At 68.0% G+C, this 26,463-nt stretch carries 28 protein-coding genes; 13 read left to right on the forward strand and 15 right to left on the reverse strand.

Annotation, left to right across the window (positions count from 1 at the left end):
• Positions 1-81 precede the first annotated feature (81 nt).
• From B7D75_RS00055 to B7D75_RS00065, 3 genes are all read left to right on the forward strand, one after another.
• Entirely contained in the window at positions 82-969 is an 888-nt protein-coding gene (locus B7D75_RS00055) for a lysophospholipid acyltransferase (RefSeq protein ID WP_034080768.1), read from the forward strand.
• Between the two features lie 77 nt (positions 970-1,046).
• Positions 1,047-1,313: a PilZ domain-containing protein gene (locus tag B7D75_RS00060; protein WP_003150824.1), complete on the forward strand. Its 267-nt coding sequence runs from the start codon at positions 1,047-1,049 to the stop codon at positions 1,311-1,313.
• Between the two features lie 144 nt (positions 1,314-1,457).
• Complete coding sequence (locus B7D75_RS00065) at positions 1,458-2,114, forward strand: 7-cyano-7-deazaguanine/7-aminomethyl-7-deazaguanine transporter (RefSeq protein WP_053816453.1); 657 nt, start codon at positions 1,458-1,460, stop codon at positions 2,112-2,114.
• Between the two features lie 56 nt (positions 2,115-2,170).
• On the opposite strand, the gene B7D75_RS00070 is transcribed toward B7D75_RS00065, so the two are convergent.
• The 7 genes from B7D75_RS00070 to def all read right to left on the reverse strand — a co-directional run bounded on the left by B7D75_RS00070 (position 2,171) and on the right by def (position 8,908).
• On the reverse strand, positions 2,171-2,440 hold the full coding sequence (locus B7D75_RS00070) for a hypothetical protein (protein WP_011979045.1): 270 nt from the start codon (positions 2,438-2,440) through the stop codon (positions 2,171-2,173).
• A gap of 305 nt (positions 2,441-2,745) precedes the next feature.
• Positions 2,746-3,060 (reverse strand): tetratricopeptide repeat protein, encoded by a 315-nt coding sequence (locus B7D75_RS00075; protein WP_003150831.1) that lies wholly within the window; start codon positions 3,058-3,060, stop codon positions 2,746-2,748.
• Between the two features lie 54 nt (positions 3,061-3,114).
• Complete coding sequence (locus tag B7D75_RS00080; protein ID WP_107113611.1) at positions 3,115-4,566, reverse strand: TrkH family potassium uptake protein; 1,452 nt, start codon at positions 4,564-4,566, stop codon at positions 3,115-3,117.
• Between the two features lie 136 nt (positions 4,567-4,702).
• Positions 4,703-6,076 carry a Trk system potassium transporter TrkA gene (gene trkA / locus B7D75_RS00085; RefSeq protein WP_003107053.1) on the reverse strand — a complete coding sequence of 458 codons (1,374 nt, stop codon included), beginning with the start codon at positions 6,074-6,076 and terminating at the stop codon, positions 4,703-4,705.
• Between the two features lie 27 nt (positions 6,077-6,103).
• Positions 6,104-7,408 (reverse strand): 16S rRNA (cytosine(967)-C(5))-methyltransferase RsmB, encoded by a 1,305-nt coding sequence (gene rsmB, locus B7D75_RS00090; protein ID WP_053813154.1) that lies wholly within the window; start codon positions 7,406-7,408, stop codon positions 6,104-6,106.
• Positions 7,405-8,349 carry a methionyl-tRNA formyltransferase gene (fmt, locus tag B7D75_RS00095; protein ID WP_034080774.1) on the reverse strand — a complete coding sequence of 315 codons (945 nt, stop codon included), beginning with the start codon at positions 8,347-8,349 and terminating at the stop codon, positions 7,405-7,407. Before fmt ends, rsmB begins: the two co-directional genes overlap by 4 nt.
• A gap of 52 nt (positions 8,350-8,401) precedes the next feature.
• Positions 8,402-8,908 (reverse strand): peptide deformylase, encoded by a 507-nt coding sequence (def, locus tag B7D75_RS00100; RefSeq protein ID WP_011979050.1) that lies wholly within the window; start codon positions 8,906-8,908, stop codon positions 8,402-8,404.
• A gap of 138 nt (positions 8,909-9,046) precedes the next feature.
• Here def and B7D75_RS00105 point away from each other — a divergent pair, with 138 nt between their 5' ends.
• The 3 genes from B7D75_RS00105 to B7D75_RS00115 all read left to right on the forward strand — a co-directional run bounded on the left by B7D75_RS00105 (position 9,047) and on the right by B7D75_RS00115 (position 11,892).
• Positions 9,047-10,072 carry a LysM peptidoglycan-binding domain-containing protein gene (locus tag B7D75_RS00105; protein ID WP_043099678.1) on the forward strand — a complete coding sequence of 342 codons (1,026 nt, stop codon included), beginning with the start codon at positions 9,047-9,049 and terminating at the stop codon, positions 10,070-10,072.
• A 134-nt stretch (positions 10,073-10,206) separates the two neighbouring features.
• Entirely contained in the window at positions 10,207-11,295 is a 1,089-nt protein-coding gene (dprA, locus tag B7D75_RS00110; RefSeq protein ID WP_043099680.1) for a DNA-processing protein DprA, read from the forward strand.
• Positions 11,296-11,334: 39 nt separating this feature from the next.
• Positions 11,335-11,892 (forward strand): L-threonylcarbamoyladenylate synthase, encoded by a 558-nt coding sequence (locus B7D75_RS00115; protein WP_011979053.1) that lies wholly within the window; start codon positions 11,335-11,337, stop codon positions 11,890-11,892.
• 10 nt (positions 11,893-11,902) lie between these two features.
• Here the strand turns inward: B7D75_RS00115 and B7D75_RS00120 are convergent, their stop codons facing one another.
• Positions 11,903-12,880, reverse strand: coding sequence for a quinone oxidoreductase family protein (locus B7D75_RS00120; protein ID WP_043099683.1), 978 nt, complete (start codon positions 12,878-12,880; stop codon positions 11,903-11,905).
• Between the two features lie 191 nt (positions 12,881-13,071).
• On the opposite strand from B7D75_RS00120, the gene hemF reads away from it, so the two are divergent.
• The 5 genes from hemF (at position 13,072) to B7D75_RS00145 (ending at position 17,835) form a co-directional block, all read left to right on the forward strand.
• Positions 13,072-13,989, forward strand: a complete 918-nt coding sequence (gene hemF / locus B7D75_RS00125; protein WP_011979055.1) for an oxygen-dependent coproporphyrinogen oxidase — start codon at positions 13,072-13,074, stop codon at positions 13,987-13,989.
• 57 nt (positions 13,990-14,046) lie between these two features.
• Entirely contained in the window at positions 14,047-14,871 is an 825-nt protein-coding gene (aroE, locus tag B7D75_RS00130) for a shikimate dehydrogenase (protein ID WP_107113612.1), read from the forward strand.
• Between the two features lie 111 nt (positions 14,872-14,982).
• Positions 14,983-15,969 (forward strand): phospholipase C/P1 nuclease family protein, encoded by a 987-nt coding sequence (locus B7D75_RS00135; RefSeq protein ID WP_011979056.1) that lies wholly within the window; start codon positions 14,983-14,985, stop codon positions 15,967-15,969.
• Positions 15,950-17,236, forward strand: coding sequence for a peptidylprolyl isomerase (locus B7D75_RS00140; protein ID WP_034080776.1), 1,287 nt, complete (start codon positions 15,950-15,952; stop codon positions 17,234-17,236). Before B7D75_RS00135 ends, B7D75_RS00140 begins: the two co-directional genes overlap by 20 nt.
• Positions 17,233-17,835, forward strand: a complete 603-nt coding sequence (locus tag B7D75_RS00145; protein ID WP_043099690.1) for a hypothetical protein — start codon at positions 17,233-17,235, stop codon at positions 17,833-17,835. Before B7D75_RS00140 ends, B7D75_RS00145 begins: the two co-directional genes overlap by 4 nt.
• Before the next feature lie 3 nt (positions 17,836-17,838).
• Here B7D75_RS00145 and B7D75_RS00150 read toward each other — a convergent pair whose 3' ends face one another.
• The 3 genes from B7D75_RS00150 to betC are packed head-to-tail and all read right to left on the reverse strand — an operon-like array spanning position 17,839 to position 21,849.
• Positions 17,839-19,392: a SulP family inorganic anion transporter gene (locus B7D75_RS00150; protein WP_107113613.1), complete on the reverse strand. Its 1,554-nt coding sequence runs from the start codon at positions 19,390-19,392 to the stop codon at positions 17,839-17,841.
• Positions 19,393-19,396: 4 nt separating this feature from the next.
• Entirely contained in the window at positions 19,397-20,320 is a 924-nt protein-coding gene (choX, locus tag B7D75_RS00155; protein WP_058145788.1) for a choline ABC transporter substrate-binding protein, read from the reverse strand.
• 17 nt (positions 20,321-20,337) lie between these two features.
• Positions 20,338-21,849 (reverse strand): choline-sulfatase, encoded by a 1,512-nt coding sequence (gene betC, locus B7D75_RS00160; RefSeq protein WP_107113614.1) that lies wholly within the window; start codon positions 21,847-21,849, stop codon positions 20,338-20,340.
• A gap of 80 nt (positions 21,850-21,929) precedes the next feature.
• Here betC and B7D75_RS00165 point away from each other — a divergent pair, with 80 nt between their 5' ends.
• The gene (locus B7D75_RS00165) at positions 21,930-22,877 is read left to right on the forward strand and encodes a choline sulfate utilization transcriptional regulator (RefSeq protein ID WP_079383524.1); all 948 of its coding nucleotides are present in this window, start codon (positions 21,930-21,932) and stop codon (positions 22,875-22,877) included.
• A gap of 10 nt (positions 22,878-22,887) precedes the next feature.
• Positions 22,888-23,265, forward strand: coding sequence for a DOPA 4,5-dioxygenase family protein (locus B7D75_RS00170; protein ID WP_034080785.1), 378 nt, complete (start codon positions 22,888-22,890; stop codon positions 23,263-23,265).
• Here B7D75_RS00170 and B7D75_RS00175 read toward each other — a convergent pair.
• From B7D75_RS00175 to trpB, 4 genes are all read right to left on the reverse strand, one after another.
• Positions 23,244-23,609 carry an Hpt domain-containing protein gene (locus tag B7D75_RS00175; protein ID WP_011979063.1) on the reverse strand — a complete coding sequence of 122 codons (366 nt, stop codon included), beginning with the start codon at positions 23,607-23,609 and terminating at the stop codon, positions 23,244-23,246. The two genes, B7D75_RS00170 and B7D75_RS00175, sit on opposite strands and share 22 nt — an antisense overlap.
• Before the next feature lie 7 nt (positions 23,610-23,616).
• On the reverse strand, positions 23,617-24,240 hold the full coding sequence (locus tag B7D75_RS00180; RefSeq protein WP_003111192.1) for a response regulator transcription factor: 624 nt from the start codon (positions 24,238-24,240) through the stop codon (positions 23,617-23,619).
• Positions 24,241-24,424: 184 nt separating this feature from the next.
• The gene (gene trpA, locus B7D75_RS00185) at positions 24,425-25,231 is read right to left on the reverse strand and encodes a tryptophan synthase subunit alpha (RefSeq protein WP_003157285.1); all 807 of its coding nucleotides are present in this window, start codon (positions 25,229-25,231) and stop codon (positions 24,425-24,427) included.
• On the reverse strand, positions 25,228-26,436 hold the full coding sequence (gene trpB / locus B7D75_RS00190; RefSeq protein WP_011979064.1) for a tryptophan synthase subunit beta: 1,209 nt from the start codon (positions 26,434-26,436) through the stop codon (positions 25,228-25,230). Before trpB ends, trpA begins: the two co-directional genes overlap by 4 nt.
• Positions 26,437-26,463 lie beyond the last annotated feature (27 nt).

The following is a 26,463-nucleotide window of genomic DNA, read 5'->3' on the forward strand; positions in this document are numbered from 1 at the left end:
ACACGCGCCGCTGCCTTTGGCTGCCGCCCTCGCCTCGCTCCTGACGTACAATGCGCGTTCGAGTCGAGCGAGGAGTATTTCGTGGAGAAATTCAAAGGTGCCCTGGTGGTGGGTGCCCTGCGCCTGTTCGCATTGTTGCCCTGGCGCGCTGTACAGGGCGTCGGGGCCGGTATTGGCTGGCTGATGTGGAAGCTGCCGAACCGGTCACGGGAGGTCGTGAGGATCAACCTGTCCAAGTGCTTCCCGGAACTGTCCGAGACTGAGCTGGAGAAGCTGGTCGGGCAGAGCCTGATGGACATCGGCAAGACGCTCACCGAAAGCGCCTGCGCCTGGATCTGGCCGCCGGAGAAGTCGCTGAAGTACATCCGTGAAGTCGAGGGCATGGAGGTGCTGGAAGAGGCACTGGCGTCCGGCGACGGCCTGGTCGGCATCACCAGTCACCTGGGCAACTGGGAAGTGCTTAACCACTTCTATTGCTCCTATGCCAAGCCGATCATTTTCTATCGTCCGCCGAAGCTGAAGGCGGTGGACGAACTGTTGAAGAAGCAGCGCGTCCAGCTGGGCAATCGGGTTGCACCCTCGACCCCGGAAGGCATCCTCAGCGTGATCAAGGAAGTGAAGAGAGGCGGTTGCGTGGGGATTCCCGCCGACCCGGAACCGGCGCGTACTGCCGGTCTCTTCGTGCCCTACCTCGGCACCACGGCGTTGATCAGCAAGTTCGTCCCGCAGCTGCTATCGCGTGGCAAGGCGCGCGGGGTGTTCTTCCATGCGGTACGCCTGCCCGATGGCAGCGGCTACAAGGTGATCCTCGAAGCGGCGCCGGCGGACATGTACGACAAGGACCTGGATGTCTCGGTGGCCGCCATGAGCCGCGAACTGGCCAAGTATGTACGGGCCTATCCGAGCCAGTACATGTGGAGCATGAAGCGCTTCAAGAACCGCCCGGACGGCGAGAAGAAGTGGTACTGAAAAAAAGGCGTCGGAAGACGCCTTTTTCATATCCGGGTACTATGCTCAACCTCTCCCGCTGGTCCCCGAGGGACTCGATGGATAACCAACGACAATACCCACGAACCCCTATCAAATGCCGGATTCGGATCAGCCACCCGCAACTGGGCGAGCTGATGGCTCAGACTCGCGATCTCTCCGATACCGGTGTCTACGTGAAGCATCCCGACCTTCTTCGACTGGACGTCGGCAGCATCGTTACGGGCCAGGTGCAGGATTTGCCCATCGAGGCGCCGGTATTGCGCATGGAAGTGGTGCGCATCGACGCCGAGGGCGTCGGCCTGCGCTTCCTCGCCGATCAATGAAACCCGATGTTCCACGTGGAACCACGGTCCTGCCATCGATCAGCGAACGGGCGAATCCGCCGCCCGTTATCGGCTAGAATGCGCGCCGCTCGGCATGGGGCCGGGCATGGGTTCCCTCACCCCAGCGCGTAAAAAGGACAGTACATGTCAGCCTCCTCCCCGACGGCCTGGCGCGGCACCCTGGCCGGCCTGATCGTCTTTCACATATTCATCATCATCGCCAGCAATTACCTGGTGCAGCTACCTGTGACCCTGTTCGGCTGGCACACCACCTGGGGCGCGTTCAGCTTCCCTTTCATCTTTCTGGCCACCGATCTCACCGTGCGCCTGATGGGCAAGGGCCCTGCCCGGCTGGTGATCGCCCGGGTGATGCTCCCGGCGCTGATCGCCTCCTACGTGGTCTCGGTGCTGTTCCAGGAGGCTGCGTTCCGCGGCCTCTCCGCCCTGCTGGAATTCAACACATTCGTAGCGCGGATATCCCTGGCGAGTTTCCTCGCCTACGTCCTCGGCCAGGTCCTCGACATCCAGGTGTTCGATCGCCTGCGTCGATCACGGCACTGGTGGACCGCCCCAGTAGCCTCGACCATCCTCGGCAACCTGCTGGATACCTTCACCTTCTTCTTCGTCGCGTTCTGGCGCAGCGACAACCCGTTCATGGCGCAGCACTGGGTGGAAATCGCCACGGTGGACTACGGTGTGAAGCTGAGCATCAGCCTGCTGCTGTTCGTGCCGCTCTACGGCATGTTGCTCAATGGCATCCTGAAGATGCTGCCGGGACGGCCGCGGAGCGACGACGCCTGATGCGCATCCAGACTGATGAAGAGGCGCAGCGGAGGTAGCCGCTGCGCCTTTTTCGTTCAGGGGGCGACGTTGCGCGCGGCCATGTGCAGTGTCAGCGCGTCGGACGCCAGCGTGTGCAGGATGTCTGTCGCGCGGCCGATCGACAGGTCGCCGCCGGTACGCGTACGGAATCGCTCCAGGGCCTGCAGGAGGCCGACAAGTCCTTTCAGGCGTTCCTGAGCGGTCTCGAACAGGGCGTCGCTGGAGGCGTTCCGATAGATGTAGAGGAGCGCCTGGTCCGGTTCGAAGTGGAGCTGCGGAGGAGCGTAACGGGTGTGTTTCGACATGGGTGACTCCGAAAGAAGCGAGGGATGTCCGGCGTCGCATGCGGGACTGCTTTTCGGCGGTTGGCGATGCGACAGGTCGAAACTAGGCGGTTGCCCGAGGCATCTCAATGGGGGGCGGGCCGTTCCGGACACAGGCTACGGCGCTGGCGGAACGAGCCTACGGAGAGAGGGAAAAGGTCCGCATGGAAGTGCTGTCATGTCAATTTCCCTCACGCCCATATGGGGTCCGCGAGGTTGGCGGATGACCCTTTGCGCCATCCGCCCTACGTAAGATCGAGACCGCGCCCAGGGTTACGAATGGTTCGTCAGGGCTTCGCCTTGTCCAGCTTGCGCAGGAACACCGCCATTTCCTTTTCGGCCTGCTTGTCGCCGTGCGCCGTGGCCGCCTTCAGCCCCTGCTCCCAGGCCCGCCTTGCGCCATCGAGGTCGCCGCCGGCCTGGCGCGCCTTGCCCAGCAGCTTCCAGCCGGCGGAGTACCCGGGGTCCTGTTCCACGCAGCTTTGCAGATGCTCTGCGGCGCGTTCGGCGTTGCCCGCATCCAGGTAGCCCTTTCCGAGGCCGAAGCGCAGCAGCGCGTTGTCCACGCCCTTGGCCAGCATCTTTTCCAGACCTTCGATCATCGTCCTGCCCTTTTCCGTCGATGCCGGCCATTCTGCCTGTCTCCGCCCGGGGCGTCAGTAGCGCCAGAATGCCGGGGTGAACAGGATCAGCAGCGAGAACACCTCCAGGCGGCCGAGCATCATGGCGAAGGCCAGCACCAGCTTGGCGCTGTCCGGCAGGCCGCCATAGTGCGCGGCAGCCTCGCCGAGGGCCGGGCCGAGGTTGTTCAGGCATGACGAAAGGCTGGAGAAGGCGGTCAGCAGGTCTACGCCCAGGGCCAGCAGCACCAGCATCAGCACGACGAAGGTGACCAGGTAGATCGAGCAGAACCCCCACACCGACTCCACCACCCGGTCGGGAATCGGCCGGCGTCCGAGCTTGACCAGGAACACCCCGCTGGGGTGCAGCAGGCGCATGAATTCACGCATGCCCTGGCGGTACACCAGGAGGATGCGCATCACCTTCATGCCGCCGCCGGTGGAGCCGGCGCAGGCACCGATGAAGGTGGTGTAGAGCAGCAGATGCGGGAGGAAGGTCGGCCAGGTGGCGAAGTCGGCCAGGCCGAAGCCGGTAGTGGTGCCGATCGAGACCACCATGAAGGCGGCATAGCGGACCGCCTGCAACGGCTGTTCGTAGTGGCGCTGGGAGACCAGCGCCAGCGCTGTGACCAGGAATACCGCGAGCAGGATCGACAGGTAGGCGCGGCACTCCGGATCGCGCAGGTAATGGGCCAGGCTGCGGCGGCGCCAGGCGAGGAAATGCAGGCCGAAATTGATTCCCGAGACGACCAGGAAGAACATGCAGGTCGCTTCTATCAGCGGGCTGTCGAAGTAGCCGATGCTCGCGTCGTGGGTGGAGAAGCCGCCGATGGCGATGGTCGAGAAACTGTGCCCGACGGCGTCGAACAGGCTCATTCCGGCAGCCCAGTAGGCCAGCGCGCAGGCAAGGGTCAGGCCGCAGTAGATCAGCCAGAGGGTCTTGGCGGTGTCGGCGATGCGCGGCGAGAGCTTCTGCTCCTTCAGCGGACCCGGCATCTCCGCGCGGTACAGCTGCATGCCGCCGATACCGAGCATCGGCATGATCGCCACCGCCAGCACCACGATGCCCATGCCGCCGAACCATTGCAGTTGCTGGCGATAGTAGAGGATCGCCCGCGGCAGCCGGTCGAGCCCGGTGAGCACCGTTGCGCCGGTGGTGCTGATGCCGGAGATCGCCTCGAACAGGGCGTCGGTGAGGCTCATGTGCGGGGTTTCGGAGAACATGAAGGGAATCGCGCCGAAGCTGCCGAGGACGACCCAGAACAGCGCGGTGATCAGGTAGCCCTCGCGGATGCGCAGCTCTTCCTGTACGCCGCGCACCGGCCACCAGATGCAGGCGCCTGTGGCGAGGGTGATGACGAAGGCCAGCAGGAACGGCTGCCAGACCGGCTCGGCATAGAACAGGGCGACCAGTAGCGGCGGAATCTGCGCGCTGCTGAAGAGCATCAGCAGGACGCCGAGGATGCGGAAAATGGAGGCGTAGTGCATGGGGGCTGGAGGCTTCGGGTAAAACCGTCCAGAGTGGCGATGGTGCTCGCCAAAGGCATTCGGACTTATCTGAAAAGCTGGCGGGAAAAGGCTGAAACGCTCCGCCGACGCCCGCTGAGGCGCCGGCGGAAATCCCTCAGAAGAACGTCAGGCCGGCCTGGAACAGCCGTTCGACATCGCGGATGTACTTCTTGTCGACCAGGAACAGCAGCACATGGTCGCCACTTTCGATGCGCGTGTCGCCGTGGGCGATCAGCACTTCCTCGTCGCGCACCAGGGCACCGATGGTGGTGCCCGGCGGTAGCTTGATCTCGTTGATCGAGCGGCCGATCACCTTGCTCGACTTGGCATCGCCATGGGCCACCACTTCGATGGCCTCGGCCGCGCCACGGCGCAGCGAATGCACGCTCTCGATGTCGCCGCGGCGGACGTGCGCCAGCAGGGTACCGATGGTCGCCAGTTGCGGGCTGATGGCGATGTCGATCTCGCCGCCCTGCACCAGGTCGACGTAGGCCGGGTTGTTGATCAGGGTCATCACCTTGCTCGCGCCGAGCCGCTTGGCCAGCAGCGAGGACATGATGTTGGCCTCGTCGTCGTTGGTCAGGGCGAGGAATACGTCGGTCTCGCCGATGTTCTCCTCCAGCAGCAGGTCGCGGTCGGATGCGCTGCCGTTGAGCACGATGGTGCTGTCGAGGGTGTCTGACAGGTGCCGGCAGCGCAGCGGGCTGCGTTCGATGATCTTCACCTGGTAGCGGCTCTCGATGGCTTCGGCCAGGCGTTCGCCGACGTTGCCGCCACCGGCGATGATGATCCGCTTGTAGCTGTCGTCGAGTCGGCGCATCTCGCCCATCACCGCGCGGATGTGGGCCTTGGCGGCGATGAAGAAGACCTCGTCGTCGGCCTCGATCACCGTGTCGCCCTGGGGAATGATCGGCCGGTTGCGGCGGTAGATCGCGGCGACGCGGGTGTCCACGTTCGGCATGTGCTCGCGCAACTGGCGCAGCTCCTGCCCCACCAGCGGGCCGCCGTAGTAGGCCTTGATGCCTACCAGCTGGGCCTTGCCCTCGGCGAAGTCGATCACCTGCAGCGCGCCCGGATGCTCGATCAGACGCTTGATGTAGTTGGTGACCACCTGCTCCGGGCTGATCAGCACGTCCACCGGGATCGCCTCGTTGTCGAACAGGCCGGTACGGGTCAGGTAGGCCGGTTCGCGGACGCGGGCGATCTTGGTCGGGGTGTTGAACAGGGTGTAGGCGACCTGGCAGGCGACCATGTTGGTCTCGTCGCTGTTGGTCACCGCCACCAGCATGTCGGCGTCGTCGGCGCCGGCCTGGCGCAGCACCGTGGGGAACGAGGCCTTGCCTTGCACGGTGCGGATGTCGAGGCGGTCGCCGAGGTCGCGCAGGCGATCGCCGTCGGTGTCGACCACGGTAATGTCGTTGGCTTCGCTGGCAAGGTGCTCGGCCAGTGTGCCGCCGACCTGGCCGGCACCGAGGATGATGATTTTCATGGCGGGAAACGGCTCGTCAGGTTTCGATCAACGGGCGGATATCTTGATCAGCTTGGCATAGTAGAAGCCATCGTGGCCGTCCACCTGCGGTAGCAGCTGGCGTCCATGGGCCTGTTTCATGCCCCATGGACCTGGCAGGTCCAGTTCTCGGGCACCTGGGGTGCGGGCGAGGAAGGCGGCGATACCGTCGCTGTTTTCCGAAGGCATCACCGAGCAGGTGGCGTAGACCAGCACGCCGCCGACCTCCAGGGTCGGCCACAGGGCGTCGAGCAGCTCGCCTTGCAGCTGCGCCAGGGCGGCGATGTCGTCCGGCTTGCGCGCCAGCTTGATGTCAGGGTGGCGACGGATCACCCCGGTGGCCGAACAAGGCGCGTCGAGGAGGATGCGCTGGAACGGCTGGCCATCCCACCACTCCCCCGTCGCCCGCGCGTCGGCGGCGACCAGGCGGGCCTCGAGGCCCAGGCGCTGGAGGTTTTCCCGGACCCGCAGCAGGCGGCTCTGTTCGAGATCGACGGCGACCACTTCGCCCAGTTCCGGCTGGATTTCCAGCAGATGGCAGGTCTTGCCGCCAGGGGCGCAGCAGGCATCGAGGACGCGCTGCCCGGGTGCGCTTTCGAGGAGTTCGGCAGCCAGTTGCGCGGCTTCGTCCTGGACGCTCACGCGGCCCTCGGCGAAGCCCGGCAGCTCGCGTACGTCGCGCGGCGCGGCGAGCTGGATGCCGTCGCGGCTGTAGTCGCAGGCGCGGGCCTCGATCCCGGCTTCGGCGAGTTCGACCAGGTAGGTATCGCGCTCGCCGTGGCGGCGGTTGACCCGCAGGGTCATCGGCGGGTGCGCGTTGTTCGCCGCGCAAAGTGCCTCGAGCTGTTCCGGCCAGGCCTGCTGCAAGGCCTTCAGCAGCCAGCGCGGGTGGCCCAGGCGCGCCGACGGGTCGCGGTCGACCTCGGCCAGCAGTGTCTCGCCTTCGCGCTGGGCGCGGCGCAGCACGGCGTTGAGCACGCCCTTGGCCCAGCCCTTCTTCAGCTTGTCGGCGCAACCGACGGTCTCGCCGATCGCCGCGTGCGGCGGTACCCGCGTGTAGAGCAGCTGGTACAGGCCGATCAGTAGCAGGGCGTGGATATCGTTGTCGGCGGCCTTGAACGGCTTCTGCAACAGGCGGGCGGCCAGCGCCTGAAGGCGCGGCTGCCAGCGCGCCGCGCCGAAGGCCAGCTCCTGGGTCAGGCCGCGGTCGCGCGGGGCGACCTTGTCCAGTTGCGCCGGCAGCGCGCCGGACAGCGAGGCGCGTCCGGCGAGCACCGCCGCCAGCGCCTGGCAGGCAGCGAGACGCGGGTTCATTGGCCGAGTACCTGGCCGGCGGCGAACTGCTCGCGGCGGCTGTTGTACAGGTCGGCGAAGGCCAGCGGCTTGCCGCCTGGCAGTTGTAGCCTGGTCAGGCGCAGGGCGCCTTCGCCACAGGCCACCAGGAGGCCGTCGCGGCTGGCTTCGAGGATGCTCCCGGGGGTGCCGCTGCCGTGCCCCAGGCTGGCGCCGAGGACCTTCAGCGACGCCCCGGCGAGGCTGCTGTGGCAGACCGGCCAGGGCGTGAAGGCGCGCACCTGGCGCTCCAGTTCGACGGCCGGGCGGCTCCAGTCCAGGCGCGCCTCGTCCTTGTTCAGCTTGTGCGCGTAGGTGGCCAGAGCGTCGTCCTGCACCTCGCCGCGCAAGGTCCCGGCGGCGAGTCCGGCGATGGCTTCGACCACCGCCTTCGGGCCGAGCGCGGCGAGGCGGTCGTGCAGGCTGCCGCCGGTATCGTCGGCGGCAATCGGCGTGGCCACCTTGAGCAGCATCGGCCCGGTGTCCAGTCCGGCTTCCATCTGCATCACGGTGACCCCGCTCTGCGCGTCGCCGGCTTCCACCGCGCGCTGGATCGGCGCCGCGCCGCGCCAGCGCGGCAGCAGCGAGGCGTGGCTATTGATGCAGCCCAGGCGCGGGATGTCGAGCACCGCCTGGGGCAGGATCAGGCCATAGGCGACCACCACCATCAGGTCCGGGCGCAGCGCCGCCAGTTCCGCCTGGGCATCGGCGCTGCGCAGGCTAGGCGGCTGGATGACCGGCAGGCCGTGTTCCAGGGCCAGGCTCTTCACCGCGCTGGGCATCAGTTTCTGCCCGCGTCCGGCCGGGCGGTCCGGCTGGGTGTAGACGGCGACGAGCTGGTGCGGGGTGTCGAGCAGGGCCTTGAGGTGCTCGGCGGCGAATTCCGGGGTTCCGGCGAAGACGATGCGCAATGCTTGGCTCATGCGGGGCTCGCTAAAAGAAAAAGGCTTGCCGGGGCAAGCCTTTGGTGATGGGTCACGCCTGCTGTCGATGCTGCTTTTCCAGCTTCTTGCGGATGCGGTCGCGCTTGAGGGTGGACAGGTAATCGACGAACAGTCTGCCGTTGAGGTGATCGCACTCGTGCTGGATGCATACCGCCAGCAGGCCTTCGGCGACTTCCTCGAACGGCTTGCCGTCGCGGTCCAGGGCCTTGATCCGGACCTTCTGCGGACGGTCCACGTTCTCGTAGAAACCGGGCACCGACAGGCAGCCTTCCTGGTACTGGTCCATTTCCTCGGTCAGCGGCTCGAACTCGGGGTTGATGAACACCCGCGGCTCGGACTTGTCCTCGCTGAGGTCCATGACCACGATGCGCTTGTGCACGTTGACCTGGGTCGCGGCGAGGCCGATGCCCGGGGCTTCGTACATGGTTTCGAACATGTCGTCGATCAGCTGGCGCACCGCGTCGTCGACCACCTCCACCGGTTTGGCGATGGTCCGCAGGCGCGGATCGGGGAATTCGAGAATGTTCAGGATGGCCATATGCGTTTGTGATGCACTTGTGGAATCGATTGAAAATCCGCTGCTAAGATGGCGCGCAGCTTGAAAACGGCTTCAGACCGCGTCTCTCGCGGGCTTCGGGCGTTTCGCGTATGTCGACATGATAAAGGGATTCACTGCATGAGGAAATCACTAGTCGCCCTTCTGCTCCTTGCCGCGAGCGGTCTGGCGCAGGCCCAGGTCGACCTCAGGGAAGGGCATCCGGACCGCTACACGGTGGTCAGGGGCGATACCCTGTGGGACATCTCGGGGAAATTCCTCCGCCAGCCGTGGAAGTGGCCGCAGCTCTGGCACGCCAACCCGCAGATCCAGAATCCCCACCTGATCTACCCCGGCGACACCCTCAGCCTGGTCTACATCGATGGCCAGCCGCGCCTGGTGCTGAACCGCGGCGAGTCGCGCGGCACCATCAAGCTTTCGCCGAAGATCCGCAGCACGCCGATCGCCGAGGCGATCCCGACCATCCCGCTGGACAAGATCAACAGCTTCCTGCTGGCCAATCGCATCGTCGATGACGAGAAGACCTTCACCGCTGCGCCGTACATCGTCGCCGGCAACGCCGAGCGGATCGTCAGCGGCACCGGCGACCGCGTCTACGCCCGCGGCAAGTTCGCCGACGGCCAGCCGGCCTATGGCATCTTCCGCCAGGGCAAGGTCTACGTCGATCCGAAGACCAAGGAAGTCCTCGGCATCAACGCCGACGACATCGGCGGCGGCGAGGTGGTGGCCACCGAGGGCGACGTCGCCACCCTGGCGCTGACCCGCACCACCCAGGAAGTGCGCCTGGGCGACCGCCTGTTCCCCACCGAGGAGCGCGCGGTGAACTCCACCTTCATGCCCGGCGAGCCGAGCCGCGAGGTGAAGGGCGAGATCATCGACGTGCCGCGTGGCGTGACCCAGATCGGCCAGTTCGACGTGGTCACCCTGAACCGTGGCCAGCGCGACGGCCTCGCCGAAGGCAACGTGCTGGCCATCTACAAGGTCGGCGAGACGGTGCGCGATCGCGTCACCGGGGAGTCGGTGAAGATCCCCGACGAGCGCGCCGGCCTGCTGATGGTGTTCCGCACCTACCAGAAGCTGAGCTACGCCCTGGTGCTGATGGCCAGCAGGCCCCTCTCGGTCACCGACAGGGTGCAGAACCCCTGAGTCGAAACCCCCGCCCCGGCGGGGGTTTCGCTTTTCTGGGGGAAGGAAAATTCATACGACGGTTTCCAGGAGGGATGCCAGAGCCTTCCCCTCTTCCTGTCAGCGATGGACCTGCCTGCTATGGATGAGTCGCAATGAACAACCTTTCCCCCGCCGAGCTGGACGCCCGGCTGCGCCTGCATGGCCTGCCCGAACTGGGGCCGATCCGCTTCCTGCGCCTGATCGAGGCCTTCGGCTCGGCCTCCTCCGCCCTCGCCGCGCCGGCTGGCGCCTGGCGCACCCTGGGGCTGCCCGCCGAGGCCGCCGCTGCCAGGCGCAGCGCCGAGGTGCGCGAGCGGGCGGCGGATGCCCTGCGCTGGCTCGAAGCGCCGCGCCGGCACCTCCTGATGTGGGATGACCCGGCCTACCCCGCGCTGCTCGGCGAGGTGAGCGACGCCCCGCCGCTGCTGTTCGTCGAAGGCGCACCGACGGCGCTCGAAAGGCCGCAGCTGGCGATGGTCGGCAGCCGCCGCGCCAGCCCCGCCGGCCTGGGCAGCGCACGGAGTTTCGCGCGCAGCCTGGCACGAGGCGGCTTCGCCATCACCAGCGGACTGGCGCTGGGCATCGACGGCGCCGCCCATGAAGGCGCGCTGGAGGTCGGCGGCGTGACCCTGGCGGTGCTCGGCACCGGCCTGCGCACCCTCTATCCGCGTCGCCACGCGGCGCTGGCGCGGCGCATCGTCGAGGGCGGCGGCGCGCTGGTCTCGGAGTTGCCGCTGGACAGTCCGCCGCTACCCGCCAACTTTCCCCGGCGCAACCGGATCATCAGCGGCCTCTCGCTGGGCGTGCTGGTGGTCGAGGCGAGCCCCGCCAGCGGCTCGCTGATCACCGCGCGGCTGGCGGCGGAACAGGGCCGCGAGGTCTATGCCATCCCCGGTTCGATCCACCATCCGGGCGCGCGTGGCTGCCATCAGCTGATCCGCGACGGCGCGCTGCTGGTGGAAAGCGTCGAGCACGTCCTGGAGGCCTTGCGCGGCTGGACGCAGGCGGGGCCAGCGGAGGCGCCTGTAGCGTCGCTGGCCCATCCCTTGCTGGAGTTGCTGCGCGTCGCGCCATACAGCAGCGAAGGCCTGGCCGCCGCCAGCGGCTGGGCGCTGCCCGAGGTGCTGGCGGCGCTCACCGAGCTGGAGCTGGACGGGCGGGTCGCCTGCGAGGCCGGCACCTGGGTGCATCGCTCCGGCTGACACCGTACACTTCGCGCACCTGTCCGCTGGAGTGAGTCGATGATCAGCAGCTTTCGTGCGCAATGCGCCGCCCGGGTCGTCCGCGAGGGCGGCGTGATCGCCTATCCCACCGAGGCGGTATGGGGGCTGGGCTGCGATCCGTGGAACGAGGACGCGGTATACCGCCTGCTGGCGCTGAAGGCTCGGCCGGTGGAAAAGGGCCTGATCGTGGTGGCCGCGCACATCCACCAGCTCGACTTCCTGCTCGAAGACCTGCCGGACGTCTGGCTGGAGCGCCTGGCCGGCACCTGGCCGGGGCCCAACACCTGGCTGGTGCCGCACCAGGATCGCCTGCCGGAATGGGTCACCGGCGTCCATGACAGCGTCGCCGTGCGAGTCACCGACCACCCGCTGGTACAGGAGCTGTGCTACCTCACCGGGCCACTGATCTCCACCTCGGCCAATCCGGCTGGGCGCCCCGCGGCGCGCACCCGGTTGCGGGTCGAGCAGTATTTCCACGACGAACTGGACGGCGTCCTCGGCGGCGCCCTCGGCGGACGGCGCAACCCCAGCCTGATCCGCGACCTGGTGACCGGGCAGGTCATCCGCCCGGCCTGAGGCCGCCGTCTCAGGGCAGCAGGACGGTCGAACCGGTGGTCCGGCGCGCGGCCAGCTCGGTATGCGCCTGGGCCGCGTCGGCCAGGGCGAAGCGTTGGTTGATCTCGATGCGGATGGCGCCGCGCTCGACCAGCCCGAACAGTTCGTCGGCCATCGCCTGGAGTTTTTCCGGGGTGTTCGCGTAGCTGCCCAGGGTCGGCCGGGTCACGTACAGCGAGCCCTTCTGCGAGAGAACGCCCAGGTTGACTCCGGTCACCGGCCCCGAGGCGTTGCCGAAGCTCACCAGCAGGCCGCGTGGCGCCACGCAGTCCAGCGAGGTCTCCCAGGTGTCCTTGCCCACCGAGTCGTAGACCACCGGGCATTTCTTCCCGTCGGTCAGCTCGAGCACCCGCTTGGCCACGTTCTCATGGCTGTAGTCGATGGTCTCCCAGGCGCCGTGTTGCCTGGCCAGGCGAGCCTTTTCCGGCGAACTGACGGTGCCGATCAGTTTCACTCCCAGGGCTTTTGCCCACTGGCAGGCGAACAGCCCGACACCGCCGGCGGCGGCATGGAAGAGGATGGTCTCGCCGCCCTGCAGTTCGTAGGTCTGGCGCAGCAGGTACTGGGTGGTGAGGCCCTTGAGCATCATCGCGGCGGCCTGCTCGAAATCGATGGCCTCGGGCAGGCGCACCAGGTTGTCCTCGGCCAGCACGTGCAGCTCGCTGTAGGCACCCAGCGGGCCGGTGGCATAGGCGACGCGGTCACCGACCTGGAAGCGGGTCACCGCGCTGCCCACCGCCTCGACTTCGCCGGCGCCTTCGCTGCCCAGCCCCGAGGGCAGGCCGGGCGCCGGATAGAGGCCGCTGCGGTAGTAGGTGTCGATGAAGTTCAGGCCGATCGCGCGGTTGCGCACGCGGACTTCCCGGGGACCCGGTTCGGCGGGCTGGTAGTCGCGGTATTCGAGGACTTCGGGGCTGCCATAGGCAGCGAACTGGACGCGCTTGGCCATGCTGGAACTCCTGTTCGGGTCGGGGCTCGGGTGGTCGCGCCGGACCGGCGAGCATTGGGGAACGGCTTTCATCCAAGCCTTCCGCTTGACGGCCGTCAAGCGCCGGCCACCCATCCAGGGTGATATGCTTGCCCCCTCGTTTCGTCGCCAGCCCGCGCCCTGCGCGGCCTCCCCGCTCCAAGGTGAATTCCGTGACCGACCGTATCGCCGCTGTCAAAACCTATCTGCTCGACCTGCAAGACCGCATCTGCGCCGCCCTCGAGGCGGAAGACGGCAAGGCCCGCTTCGCCGAGGACGCCTGGGAGCGTCCGGCCGGCGGCGGCGGACGCACGCGGGTGATCGGCGACGGCGCGCTGATCGAGAAAGGCGGGGTGAACTTCTCCCACGTGTTCGGCGACAGCCTGCCGCCCTCGGCCAGCGCCCACCGCCCGGAACTCGCCGGGCGCGGTTTCCAGGCGCTGGGCGTGTCGCTGGTGATCCATCCGGAGAACCCCCACGTACCGACCTCCCACGCCAACGTGCGCTTCTTCTGCGCCGAGAAGGCAGGCGAGGAGCCGGTCTGGTGGTTCGGCGGCGGCTTCGACCTGACCCCCTACTATGCGAGCGAGGAAGACTGCGTGCATTGGCACCGGGTCGCCCGCGACGCCTGCGCGCCATTCGGCGCGGACGTCTACCCGCGCTACAAGGAATGGTGCGACCGCTACTTCCACCTCAAGCACCGCAACGAACCGCGCGGTATCGGCGGGCTGTTCTTCGACGACCTCAACCAGTGGGACTTCGATACCTGCTTCGCCTTCATCCGCGCCATCGGTGACGCCTACATCGACGCCTATCTGCCGATCGTCCAGCGTCGCAAGCACACCCCGTTCGACGAGCGGCAACGCGAGTTCCAGGCCTATCGCCGGGGCCGCTACGTCGAGTTCAACCTGGTGTTCGACCGTGGCACCCTGTTCGGCCTGCAGTCCGGCGGCCGTACCGAGTCGATCCTCATGTCGCTGCCGCCGCAGGTACGCTGGGGCTATGACTGGAAACCCGAGCCGGGCAGCGAGGAAGCGCGCCTGACCGAGTACTTCCTCACCGACCGCGACTGGCTCGCCGGCCAGCCCTGACCCGACCGCCGGGACGAGACCATCCGTCCCGCCCCTCTTCCGGCAAAGGACCGACCCATGGACCGCTATTGTGTCTTCGGCAACCCCATCGGCCACAGCAAGTCGCCGCTGATCCACCGCCTGTTCGCCGAGCAGACCGGCCAGGCGCTGGCCTACGAGGCGCAACTGGCGCCGCTGGACGACTTCGCCGGGTTTGCCCGGCGCTTCTTCGAGCAGGGCAAGGGCGCCAACGTCACCGTGCCGTTCAAGGAGGAAGCCTATCGGCTGGCGGACGAACTGAGCGAGCGGGCCACCCGCGCCGGCGCGGTGAACACCCTGGTCCGCCTGGACGGCGGCCGCCTGCGCGGCGACAACACCGACGGTGCCGGCCTGCTGCGCGACCTCACGGTCAACGCCGGGGTCCAGCTGCGTGACCGGCGCGTGCTCCTGCTCGGCGCCGGTGGCGCGGTACGCGGCGTGCTCGCGCCGTTCCTCGGCGAGCGGCCGGCGCAGTTGCTGGTGGCCAACCGCACGGCGGAGAAGGCCGTGGCCCTGGCCGGCGAATTCGCCGACCTCGGCGCGGTGCGCGGCTGCGGTTTCGCCGACGTCGAGGGCCCCTTCGACCTGATCGTCAACGGCACCTCGGCCAGTCTCGCCGGCGACGTGCCGCCGCTGGCGGAAAGCGTGATCGAGCGCGGCCGTACCGTCTGCTACGACATGATGTACGCCAAGGAGGCGACCGCCTTCAACCGCTGGGCCGCCGAGCGCGGGGCGGCGCGAACCCTGGACGGCCTGGGCATGCTGGTCGAGCAGGCCGCCGAGGCGTTCTTCCTCTGGCGCGGCGTGCGGCCGGCCTCGGCGCCGGTGCTGGAGACGCTGCGACGGCAATTGGCAACTGGCTGAGTGGCCAGTGGCTATTTGAGACTTGAGTCTCAAATCAGCGCTCTTCTGACATGTAGGAATCACGAAACCCGGTTAACACTTCAGGCTTCTCTCACTCTCCGAGCGCTGCCGATGAAAACCCTCACCCGCCTGGCTGCCGGTCTCTGCATCTGCGCCATCGCCGGCCAGGCCAACGCCTGGTCGCAACCGACCCACAAGAACATCGTCAAGGACGCCCTGGCTTTCATGAACTCCTCCTACGCCACCGAGGAGATGCGCCAGGCCTACCAGTTCTATGTGAGCGCCGCCGGCGGCGAGGCGCAGGCCGGGGAGATCCTCGGCCAGGCGGCGTTCGACGTGGACGACTTCAAGGACACCCGCCTCGGTGGCTGGTGGGTCGGCTACGAACACGCGCCGCTGTGGGGCGCGGCTTCGGGCATCGTCAACTACACCTCGTACTGGCACTTCCTCAACCTGGCCCGCGACGGCGACTCCCACGGCAACCCCCACGGCGGCTACGACTACCGCTACCACAAGGTCGACGGCGGCATCGCCGACGTCGACTGGTACGCCATGGTCTACCTCTACAACCGCGAGCTGAAGCGCGAGGACTTCGACACCACCGAGGCGCATTACCGCCAGGGCACCCGCTCCGACTGGCAGGAGCACTACGGCGACTTCCAGACCGCCGCCTTCCAGCCGATCGACAACCTCGCCAGCTACTGGTTCGACCAGTTCCGCGCCGCGCCCTCGCTGCAGACCATCGGCTACGCCCTGCACGCTACCGGCGACGTGGCCCAGCCGCACCACGTATGGATCACCTCGGCCAACGGCCATTCCAGCTGGGAAGGCTGGGTCGACGATCACTACGCCAGCGAGAAGCTCAACGACCCGGCGGCGGTGGCCAACCTGGTGGGGCGCTACGATCCGAGCAAGAGTATCCGTGACCTGCTCACCCAGACCGGCCAGGTCGCCTACGCGCATCCCGAACCGCTCTACGACACCAGCTACGAGACGCGTCTGCGGGTGGCGAAGGAACTGATACCCGAGTCCATCGCGCTGACCGTCACCGTGCTGACCAAGGGAGCCAACAGCTTCAATGCGCAAACCGCTCTCTGATCGCCGCCCTGGCTGGCGTCGCGCGATCTGCGGCGTCGCGCTCGCCCTGCTGGCATGCGCCGCCCAGGCTGTTCCCGGCGAAGTGCCGCGGGACCTGAAAATCGACGGCGAGGTGCTGCCCGGGAAAAGCATCGACCTGCTGGAGCGGGCCCTGTCGCGGGTCAAGTTCAACACCGACCCGCGGCAGTTGCGCCGCGGGTTGGTGGAGAACCGTCTGCTGGCGCGCGAGGTCGAGGGCCAGCTCACTGCGCAGAACCGCGCCGACCTCGACGCCAGTGTCGAGATCGAGGCCGGCAACCTGCTCGAACAGCTGTACGGCAAGCGTTACCGCGAGGATCTCGGGCCGTTCCTGCGGCAGCCGCAACCGCTGAGCGCGGAACGCCTGCGCCAGGTGCTGGCGCCGGCTTCGCGTGGCCTGGTGGAAAACAGCCTGGTGCTGGGCGAGGCCCAGCGCCGCGAGGCGGCCGGGGTCGAGCTGATCGGTTGGCAGTTCCCCGGCCAGCCGGCGCGGACCCTCGACCTGCTGTCGCTATACGAGGGCGACAACGTCCAGGGCCAGGTGGAGCTGCAGCAGGGCAACCTCGCCTATCTGGCGCGCCAGGTGCAGACCCGCCTCCGCCGCGACTATCTCTGGTACCGCCTGGCCCGGGACGGCTTCGGCCCCGCCGAGCAACGCGGCCTGAAGACCCTGGTGCGGGACCGGCTGGTGCGCCAGCGCTACCTGCACCAGATCGGCCTCTACAGCGATTTCCACCATGAGTCCGATGTGTTGCGCCAGCTCGCCGCCAAGGTCAGCGACCAGGACGCCGAGGCCTATTACCGGCGCAATCTGGAACGCTACCGCAACGTCGCGCAGGTCCAGGCGGCGCATATCCGTCTGGCCGACCAGGCGAGCGCGGACCGGGTCTATGCCGAATTGCAGAAAGGCCTGGCCTTCGACGAGGCGGTGCGCCGCCATTCCCTGGCCGACGACAGGGACCGCGATCCTCCCGGCGATCTCGGCCTGATCCGCCCACAGGACGGCCAGCTCGACCTGCTGCGCAAGACCGCGCTGATCCAGAAGGCCGACACGCTTTCCCAGCCGATGCGCATCGACGGTGCGTTCGAGATCGTCCGGGTGCGCAGCCGCGAGGATCGCCAGCTGCCGCTGAGCGACCGCAGCGTGCGCTTCGAGGTGAACCAGGCGGTGGCCCGCGAACAACTGGCCGCGCAGTTCGAGACGCAACTGCGTGGCCTGCTGGCCGGCGCCCGGGTGGAAGGGCTGTGAAGCGCTGGCTCGGCGTGGCCCTGGGCTGCAGCGGGCTGGCGATGGCCCTGGCCTGCGCCGGGGTGTTGTGGATGCCATCCGCCGAAACGGCCGCTTCCTCGTCCGCTCCCCCGACAGCCGGGACGGCCATGGCGGCCGCCGCCGTCGAGGACCCGCCGCTGGTTGAGCGGGCACGGACGCCAGCGGCGGTCCGGCACGTCGTCGGGCAGCCGTCGGCGCCGGGACTGGACCGCGAGCAGGCGATCCTGTTCATGCAAATGCTGCGCGACGAGGGCGACCCGCGCAGCCCGCCGCTCGGCGGCCTGCAACCGCGCCAGGGCGCGTCGGCGGAGGCGCTGGCCGATCCGAAGCGGTACCAGGCCTTCGAGGAACGCCAGACCCGCGAACTGGTGCAGGCCTATACCAGCGGCGTGCAGCAGATCCCGGAAATCCGCGCGCGCATCGAGGCGGCCGAACAGGGTGGCGAGCGTAGCGCCGAGGACATCGACGAGGCTCGCGCCGCCCTCGGGCAACTGGAGATGATGCGCGACAAGCTGCAGCGCGAATCGCCGCAGCTGCTGCCCGGCGACAGCGCGCCGCCGGCGCCGGCCGTGCCCTGAACTTCAGCCTTCGTAATGCAGGCGGGAGTCTTCGTCGGCCTGCCGGCCCAGCGCTTCGCGCACCTGCGGGCGGGCGTGGCGCAACACCAGGCGGCGTCCCTCGGCGTGCAGGCGGCGGGCTTCCTGCTGTAGCAGCACGGCGCCGGCGAAGTCGATGAAGTTCACCTGGCGCGCGTCCAGCACCAGCCGTGGCTTGTCGCTCTGGCGCATGAGGCGTTGCAGGTAGTCGCAGGCGCCGAAGAAGATCGAGCCTTCGATGCGCAGCACCTCCTCCTCGTCGTTGCGCTGGCGCAGTACGCGCGGTGTCGAGGTACGCCGGAGATAGAAGAACAGCGACGCCAGCACTCCCGCGTAGATGGCGTTCTGCAGCGGCAATAGCAGCGTGGCCAGGCTGGTGAGCCCGGCCACCAGGCATTCGCCGCGGCCGCTGCGGTAGAGTGCGCGGAGCGCTGGGCGGTCGACCAGGCCCCAGGCGATCAGCAGGATGCCCGCCGCCATCGCCGGCAACGGTAGATGCTCGATCAGGCGCGCACCGAGCACGGCCAGCAAGGCCACCCAGAGCGCCGAAAACACACCCGCCAGCGGGGAGCGCGCACCGGCTTCCAGATTGAGCCCGGAGCGGGTGAAGGATCCCGCCGACAGGCTCGCCGACAGCCAGGGCCCGAGCAGGTTCGACAGGCCCTGGGCGCGGACCTCCTGGTTGGCATCGAACGCGTCTCCCTGGCGCGCGGCCAGGGCGCGGGCGATCGACAGGCTGGTGACCAGCCCGAGCATGCCGCAGGCCACCGCCGCGGGCAGCAGGTCGAGGATCGCTCGCGCTTCGAAGACCGGCGGACTCCAGGCCGGCAGTGCGCTGGAGAGAGCCTGCACATGGGCTACCGAGGCGAAGGTTGCGGGCAGCGCCCAGACCAGCGTGGCACCGCCCAGCAAGCCAAGCGGCAAGGCTGGCCAGCGTGGCCGCAGGCGCCTGACCAGCAGGCTGAGCGCGCAGCTGAAACCGCCGACCAGCAGCGACGGGCCGTCGATTTCGGCGACGCGTCGCAGCAGCCGCCAGCCGTGTCCTGGCACTGCGCCCTCGCCGTTCGCGGGCAGGCCGAACAGATAAGGCAGTTGGCCGAGGACGATCAGCAGCGCCGCGCCAAGAGTGAAGCCGAGCATCACCGAGTGCGAGACGAAATTGACCAGCGAGCCGATGCGCAGGAGGCCGAGCAGCCACTGGAAGGCACCGGCGAGAAAGGTCAGCAGCAGCACCGCCTGGATGTACTCGGCGCTGCCCACTGGCGCCAGCGGCGCCACCGAACTGAACAGCAGCACCGAGATCGCCGCGGTGGGGCCGCTCACCAGGTAACGCGACGAGCCCCACAGGCAGGCGATCGCCACCGGCAGCATCGCTGCATACAGACCATACGCCGCCGGCAGGCCGGCGATCAGCGCATAGGCCATCGATTGCGGCAGCGCCAGGACCGCGCCATTCAGGCCGACCCAGGCTTCCCGGCCGAGGTCGCCGCGACGCAGGCCCGGCAGCCAGGCGAGGAACGGCAGCAGGCGCGAGCGCATGCCGCTACAACCGGTCGCGCACCGCCGCCAGGGCGTCGCCGCCGTCGCGCGCGGTGACCCCTCGCAGCCAGGCGTCGAGCACTTGCGGATGCGCCTTGAGCCAGGTGCGGGCGGCCGTGGCCGCTGTCGCCGAGCCTTGCAGCGCGTCGCTCATCATCTGGTTCTCCATGTCCAGCGCGAAGCGCAGGTTGGCCAGCAGCCGCGCCGGGTTCGGGCATTGCGCGGCGTAGCCCTTGCGGGCCAGGGTGTAGACCTGCCCGCGCTCGCCGAAGTACTGCTCGCCACCGTCGAGATAGCGCAGCTCATGGCGAAGGTTCATCGGATGCGGGGTCCAGCCGAGGAACACCAGCCAGCGCTGGCGCTTCTCGGCGCGAGCCAGCTCGGCGAGCATCGCCTGCTCGCTGGAGGCCACCAGCTTCCAGTCGCCGAGGCCGAACCGGTTGGCGTCGATCATCTTCTGGATCGACTGGTTGGCCGGCGCGCCGGAGCCGATCCCGTAGAGTTTGCGATCGAAGCGTTGCGCTTGCCTGGCGAGGTCCTCGAAGCGATGGATACCGGCATCCCAGACGTAGCGTGGCACCGCCAGGGTGAAGCGAGTGCCGTCGAGGTTGCGCCCCAGGCGCTCGACCTGGCCGCTGGCGACGAACCGCTCATGGTAGTCCTGGTGCGCCGGCATCCAGCCGCCGAGGAAGGCGTCCACCTGGCCATCGCGCAGGCCGCCGTAGATGATCGGCACCGACAGGGTCTCGATCTTCACCCGGTAGCCCAGGCTTTCCAGGAGGAAGGCGGCGCTGGCATTGGTCACCGCGATATCGCTCCAGCCCGGATCGGCGAGCCTGACGCGGGCACAGGCGGCGTCTTCGGCATGCAGCGGGGTACTGCCCAGGAGCAGCGTGGCGGCCAGCAGGCGAGTGGGGAGCCGGTTCATGGGAGGTGTCCTCGTGCTCAGGGTTGCGGGAAGCGCGCGCGGCGCTCGAGGTCGTCGAGGTCGATATGGTTGCGCATGTATTGCTGGCTGGCGTCGACCCACGGCTGATGGTCCCAGCTGGTCAACCGGCCGCGCGTCAGCGCCTCGGCTACCAGGCGCCGGCGGCGCTGGCTGTCGAGCACGGCGCGGGTGAGCGCGGGGATGTCCCAGCGCCGCCGTGCCTCGTCGAGGAACGCCTCGAATGCTCCGCGATGGGCCGGGCTGGCGGCGAGGTTCTCGCGCTCCTGAGGGTCGTTGCGCAGGTCGTAGAGCAGGCAGGGGTCCTGCTCTGAATAGATGAACTTGTAATCGCCGCGACGGATCATCATCAGCGGGCCGAGGGTGCCCTCGGCGGTGTATTCGCCGATCACCTCGTCATGTCCGCTGCCGTCACGCAGGTGCGGCAGCAGCGAGCGTCCGTCCAGCGGCAGGCGCGCGTCGACCTGGCCGCCGGCCAGTTCCACCAGGGTCGGCAGCAGGTCGACGGTGGATACCGAGGCGCCGATCCGGCTCGCCGCGAAGCGACCTGGCGCGTGGACCAGCAGCGGCACGCGCGCGGCCATCTCGAACCAGTGCATCTTGTACCAGAGGCCGCGCTCGCCGAGCATGTCGCCATGGTCGCCGGAGAACACCAGGATGGTGTCGTCGGCCAGCCCGCATTCCTCCAGCGTCGCCAGCAGCGCGCCGACCTGCGCGTCGACGTAGCTGCAGGCGCCGAAGTAGGCGCGCCGGGCGGCGCGGATGCGTTCCTCGGGCAACGGCTTGTCCCACAGGTCGATGACCTTCAGCAGGCGTTGCGAATGAGGGTCCTGCTCTTCCTGGGCGAAGCTCTGGCGCGGCAGCGGGATGTCCTCGTCGCGGTAGAGGTTCCAGTAGCTCGCCGGGATGCAGTAGGGATCGTGCGGGTGGGTCATCGACACGGTCAGGCAGAATGGCTGGCCGGCGTGCTGGCGAACATGGTCGTAGAGGTACTGGCGGGCCTTGAACACCGCCTCCTCGTCGAAGTCCAGCTGGTTGGTGCGCACGCAGGGACCGGCCTGCAGGACCGAGGACATGTTGTGGTACCAGCTCGGGCGCACCTCCGGCTCGTCCCAGTTCACCGCCCAGCCGTAGTCGGCCGGATAGATGTCGCTGGTCAGGCGCTCCTCGTAGCCATGCAGCTGGTCGGGGCCGCAGAAGTGCATCTTGCCCGACAGCGCCGTGCGATAACCGAGGCGACGCAGGTAGTGGGCGTAGGTCGGGGTGTCGGCGGCGAAGTCGGCGGCGTTGTCCCAGGCGCCGATGCGGCTGGGCAACCGGCCGCTGACCAGGGTGAAGCGCGAGGGCGCGCAGAGCGGACTGTTGCAGTAGGCCGAATCGAATACCACCGCCCGTTCGGCGAGGCGCGACAGGTTGGGCATGCGTAGCACCGAGCGGGGATCGTGAAACGGCAGCAGCGGCGCGGCCATCTGGTCGGCCATGATGAACAGGATGTTCGGCGGGGTCTTCATCGAGCGGCTTATCCCATGCGATCAGGTTATGCGATAGTGCTGGATCGATCATCGACGCATCGAAAATCCAGGTAAACCGCATGGGCCGGGATGCGTTGGATAAGCCAGGCTTATGGGAGATTCGCCTCATGCCGCTGTCGCTCGACCTGCTCCGGGTGTTCGAGTCCGCCGCCCGCCAGCTCAGCTTCACCGCGGCCGCCGAGGAGCTGGGCAGCACCCAGCCGGCGGTGAGCCAGCAGATCAAGCGGCTGGAACAGGAGCTGCAGACCGAACTGTTCCAGCGCGTGCACCGGGGCATCCTGCTCACCGATGCCGGCCTGCTCCTGCTGCGTCACGTGGCGCCCGCGCTGGAGTCGGTCGAGGCCGGCATCGCCGCGCTGGGCGCGCGGCAGCGCCACGAGGTGCTGCAGGTGGCCACCGACTACGCCTTCGCCGCCTATTGGCTGATGCCGCGCCTGCCGCGCTTCCACCAGGCCCATCCGCACCTGGACGTCAGCCTGGTCACCAGCGAGCGCGGCCTGGCCGGCCCGCGCGGAGATATCGACGTGGCGATCCTGTTCGGCGACGGACGCTCGAAGCATGGCGAAACGCACCGGCTGTTCCGCGAGGAAGTGTTCCCGGTGTGCAGCCCGCGACTGCTCGAAGGATTGCCGCTGCCGCTGGCCAAGGAACACCTGGCGCGGCTGCCGATGCTGCACCTGAAACCGGCGCAGCACAGCCGCTGGTTCGACTGGCCGGCCCTGTTCGAGGCGCTGGCGATCGACCGGCAGCCGATTCCGGCGGTGCTCAGCTTCGACAACTACACCTTGCTGATCCAGGCCGCCATCGCCGGTCAGGGCGTGGCCATCGGCTGGCGTCACCTGGTGGACGACCTGCTGGAACAGGGCCTGCTCTGCCGGCCGATCAGCGAGAGCTGCCTGTCCCGATACGGGTACTATGCACTGTTGCCGGAGCGCAAGCGGCGCCAGCGGCTGGTCGACGCCTTCGTCGGCTGGCTGCGGGCGGAGCTGCAGGCCGGCGGAGCTTGAAGAGGTCGGCATGAACGAGTTTTCCACCCCGCGGATCCAGGGTTTCCACGCTCACGTGTACTTCGATGCGCAGAGCATCGAGCGCGCCCGTGCGCTCTGCGAGGAAGCGGCGCGGCGATTTCCGCTGAAGATGGGACGGGTCCACCAGCGGCCGGTGGGGCCGCATCCGGACTGGAGCTGCCAGCTGGCGTTCGCTCCCGAGCTGTTCGGCGAGCTGATCCCCTGGCTGGCCATCCATCGCCAGGACCTTGTGGTGTTCGTCCACCCGGTCACCGGCAACGACCTGGTCGATCACCGCGACCGCGCCATGTGGATGGGCGCCATTCGCCCGCTGGACCTGTCGATCCTCGACGAAGGCGCGGAGAGCTACGACTTCCGCGCGCCCTGAGGCTCGGTCAGCGTCATCCAGTCGTGCAGCTCGCATTGCAGGTCGCCGAGGGCGGTCACCAGCTCGTCGACGGCGTCGGCCAGGTTGCTCACCGAGGTTTCGCCGCAGGCGATTTCCAGGTGGTGGCAGGCGCGTTCCACCGCGTGGGCATGGATCAGCGAAGCCATGCCGGCCAGGCGGTGGGCCAGCTCGTTGAGTTCCTGGATCTGCTCGCGCTCCTGGGCGCGGCGCAGCTTGCGGGTGTCTTCGCTGTTGCTGGTCATCAGCTGCGCGACGAGCAGGCGGCTGATCTCCGGTTGGTTGGCGCGGTCGCCCAGCGCGGCGGTCAGGTCGAACGTTCGCATGGGGACCTCAGATCAGCTCGTGGCGGCGGGCGAAGTCGATCAGGCCGGCCAGGGAATGGGCGTTGAGTTTCAGCATGATGCGTGACTTGTAGGTGCTCACGGTCTTCTCGCTGAGGAACAGCTGCTGGGCGATGGCCTTGTTGGTATTGCCGTTGGCCAGGTACTGCAGCACGGTCATTTCGCGGTCGGAGAGGCTTTCCAGCATGCGCGCCTCGTTGTCCCGGCTCTGCTGGTTGATGCTGCGCAACGCCCCGGTGGGGAAATGGATGTAACCGGCGAGAACGGCCTTGGCGGCGAGCAGCAGTTCGGATAGATTCTCCCGCTTGCTGACGAAGCCCATGGCGCCGGCCTGCAGGCAGCGCGGGGCGAACTGGGCCGGATTCTGGCGGGTCAGGACCAGCACCTTGGTGTCCAGCTTCAGCGACTTCAGGCGGGCGATCACCTCGAGGCCATCGATCTTCGGGATGCCGATATCGAGGATGGCCAGGTCGGGGGATTTCTTGCGGGCTACCTGCAGGGCCTCGGCACCGTTGTCGGCTTCGCCGACGATGGTGAAACCGTCGCGCTCGAACAGCAAGCGCACGGCCAGGCGGATAGCGGGATGATCATCGACGATCAGCACCTTACTCATGCGAACCTTCTTTGAATGCGTTGGCTATGGGGTAAAGGCGCTATTCAAGGCTTCGACAGAGTCGTCGGACAATAAGACATTTCTGAAAATTGAAGGAAAGTTTCCTCACCTTTCTGGCGGTGTCCGCCGAAAGGCCAGGCGCGACGAACCCTGTCCGCGCCTGGCCGATGCCGCCGGCGGCGGGTCAACGCGCGTTGCGCACGCCTTCCGCCAGTTCGCCGCAGAGGGCGAGGACATCCTTGACCGCCCGGGCGGTATCGCCGGCCTTGGCGATCCGCTCGATCAGCGCCGAGCCGACCACCACGCCGTCGGCCAGCCGGGCGACCGCCGCGGCATGTTCGGCGCTGCGGATGCCGAAGCCGATGCCGATCGGCAGGTCGGTATGCCGGCGCAGCCGCGCCACCGCCTCCTCGACGTGTTCCAGGGTCGCCGCGTTGGCGCCGGTGACGCCGGCCACCGATACGTAGTAGACGAACCCGGAGCTGCCTTCGAGCACCGTCGGCAGGCGCTCGTCGCCGGTGGTCGGGGTGGTCAGGCGGATAAAGTCGATGCCCGCGGCCTGGGCCGGGTGGCAGAGGTCCTCGTTGTGCTCCGGTGGCAGGTCGACCACGATCAGGCCGTCCACGCCCGCCTCCTTCGCCTCGGTGACGAAGCGCTCGACGCCGTAGTGGTGGATCGGGTTGAAGTAGCCCATCAGCACCAGCGGGGTATCGCTGTCGCCGGCGCGGAATTCGCGGACCATGCGCAGCGTCTTCGCCAGGGTCTGGCCACCCTGCAGGGCGCGGATGTTGGCCAGCTGGATGGCCGGGCCGTCGGCCATCGGGTCGGTGAACGGCATGCCCAGCTCGATCACGTCGGCGCCGGCCGCCGGCAGGCCCTTGAGGATTTCCAGGGAGGCGTCGTAGTCCGGGTCGCCGGCGGTGACGAAGGTCACCAGGGCGGCGCGGTTGTCTTGCTTGAGCTGGGCGAAGCGGGTCTGCAGGCGGCTCATGCTTTGTGCTCCTGTTGCATGTGGTGCATGACGGTCTGCATGTCCTTGTCGCCGCGACCGGACAGGTTCACCACCATGATGTGGTCCCCGGGCAGGCCGGGGGCGCGCTTGAACGCCTCGGCCAGGGCGTGGGAACTCTCCAGCGCCGGGATGATGCCTTCGAGGCGGCAGCAGGTGTGGAAGGCGTCCAGCGCCTCGTCGTCGGTGATCGAGGTGTATTCGACCCGACCGACGTCGTGCAGCCAGGCGTGTTCGGGGCCGATGCCGGGGTAGTCGAGGCCGGCGGAGATGGAGTGCGCGTCGATGATCTGGCCGTCCGCGTCCTGCAGCAGGAAGGTGCGGTTGCCGTGCAGCACGCCGGGCACGCCGCCGTTCAGGCTGGCCGCGTGCTTGCCGGTATCGATGCCGTGGCCGGCGGCCTCCACGCCGACGATCCGCACACCGGCGTCGTCGAGGAACGGATGGAACAGGCCCATGGCGTTGGAGCCGCCGCCGATGCAGGCGACCAGCGAGTCGGGCAGGCGCCCTTCCTTCTCGGCCAACTGTTCGCGGGTCTCCTTGCCGATCACCGCCTGGAAGTCGCGGACCATCGCCGGGTACGGATGCGGGCCGGCGACCGTGCCGATCAGGTAGAAAGTGCTGTCGACATTGGTCACCCAGTCGCGCAGCGCTTCGTTCATGGCGTCCTTCAGGGTGCCGGTGCCGGCGGTCACCGGGATCACCTCGGCGCCCAGCAGCTTCATGCGGAACACGTTGGCCTGCTGCCGGTCGATGTCGGTGGTACCCATGTAGATCACGCACTGCAGGCCGAAGCGCGCGGCCACCGTGGCGGTGGCCACGCCGTGCATGCCGGCGCCGGTCTCGGCGATGATGCGCTTCTTGCCCATGCGCCGGGCCAGGAGGATCTGGCCGATGCAGTTGTTGATCTTGTGCGCGCCGGTGTGGTTCAGCTCCTCGCGCTTGAGGTAGATCTTCGCCCCGCCGCAGTGCTCGGTCAGGCGCTCGGCGAAGTACAGCGGGCTCGGCCGGCCGACATAGTCGCGCTGGAAGTAGGCCAGTTCCTCCTGGAACGCCGGGTCGTCCTTGGCCTTCTCGTATTCGCGGGCCAGGTCGAGGATCAGCGGCATCAGGGTCTCGGCGACGTACTGGCCGCCGAAGCGGCCGAACAGGCCCTTGGCGTCGGGGCCGTTGCGATAGGCTGTCATGGAGGGCTCCAGGAAATGACGTATGGG

This window comes from Pseudomonas paraeruginosa, assembly GCF_003025345.2.
In the GTDB taxonomy this organism is placed as follows: Bacteria; Pseudomonadota; Gammaproteobacteria; order Pseudomonadales; family Pseudomonadaceae; genus Pseudomonas; species Pseudomonas paraeruginosa.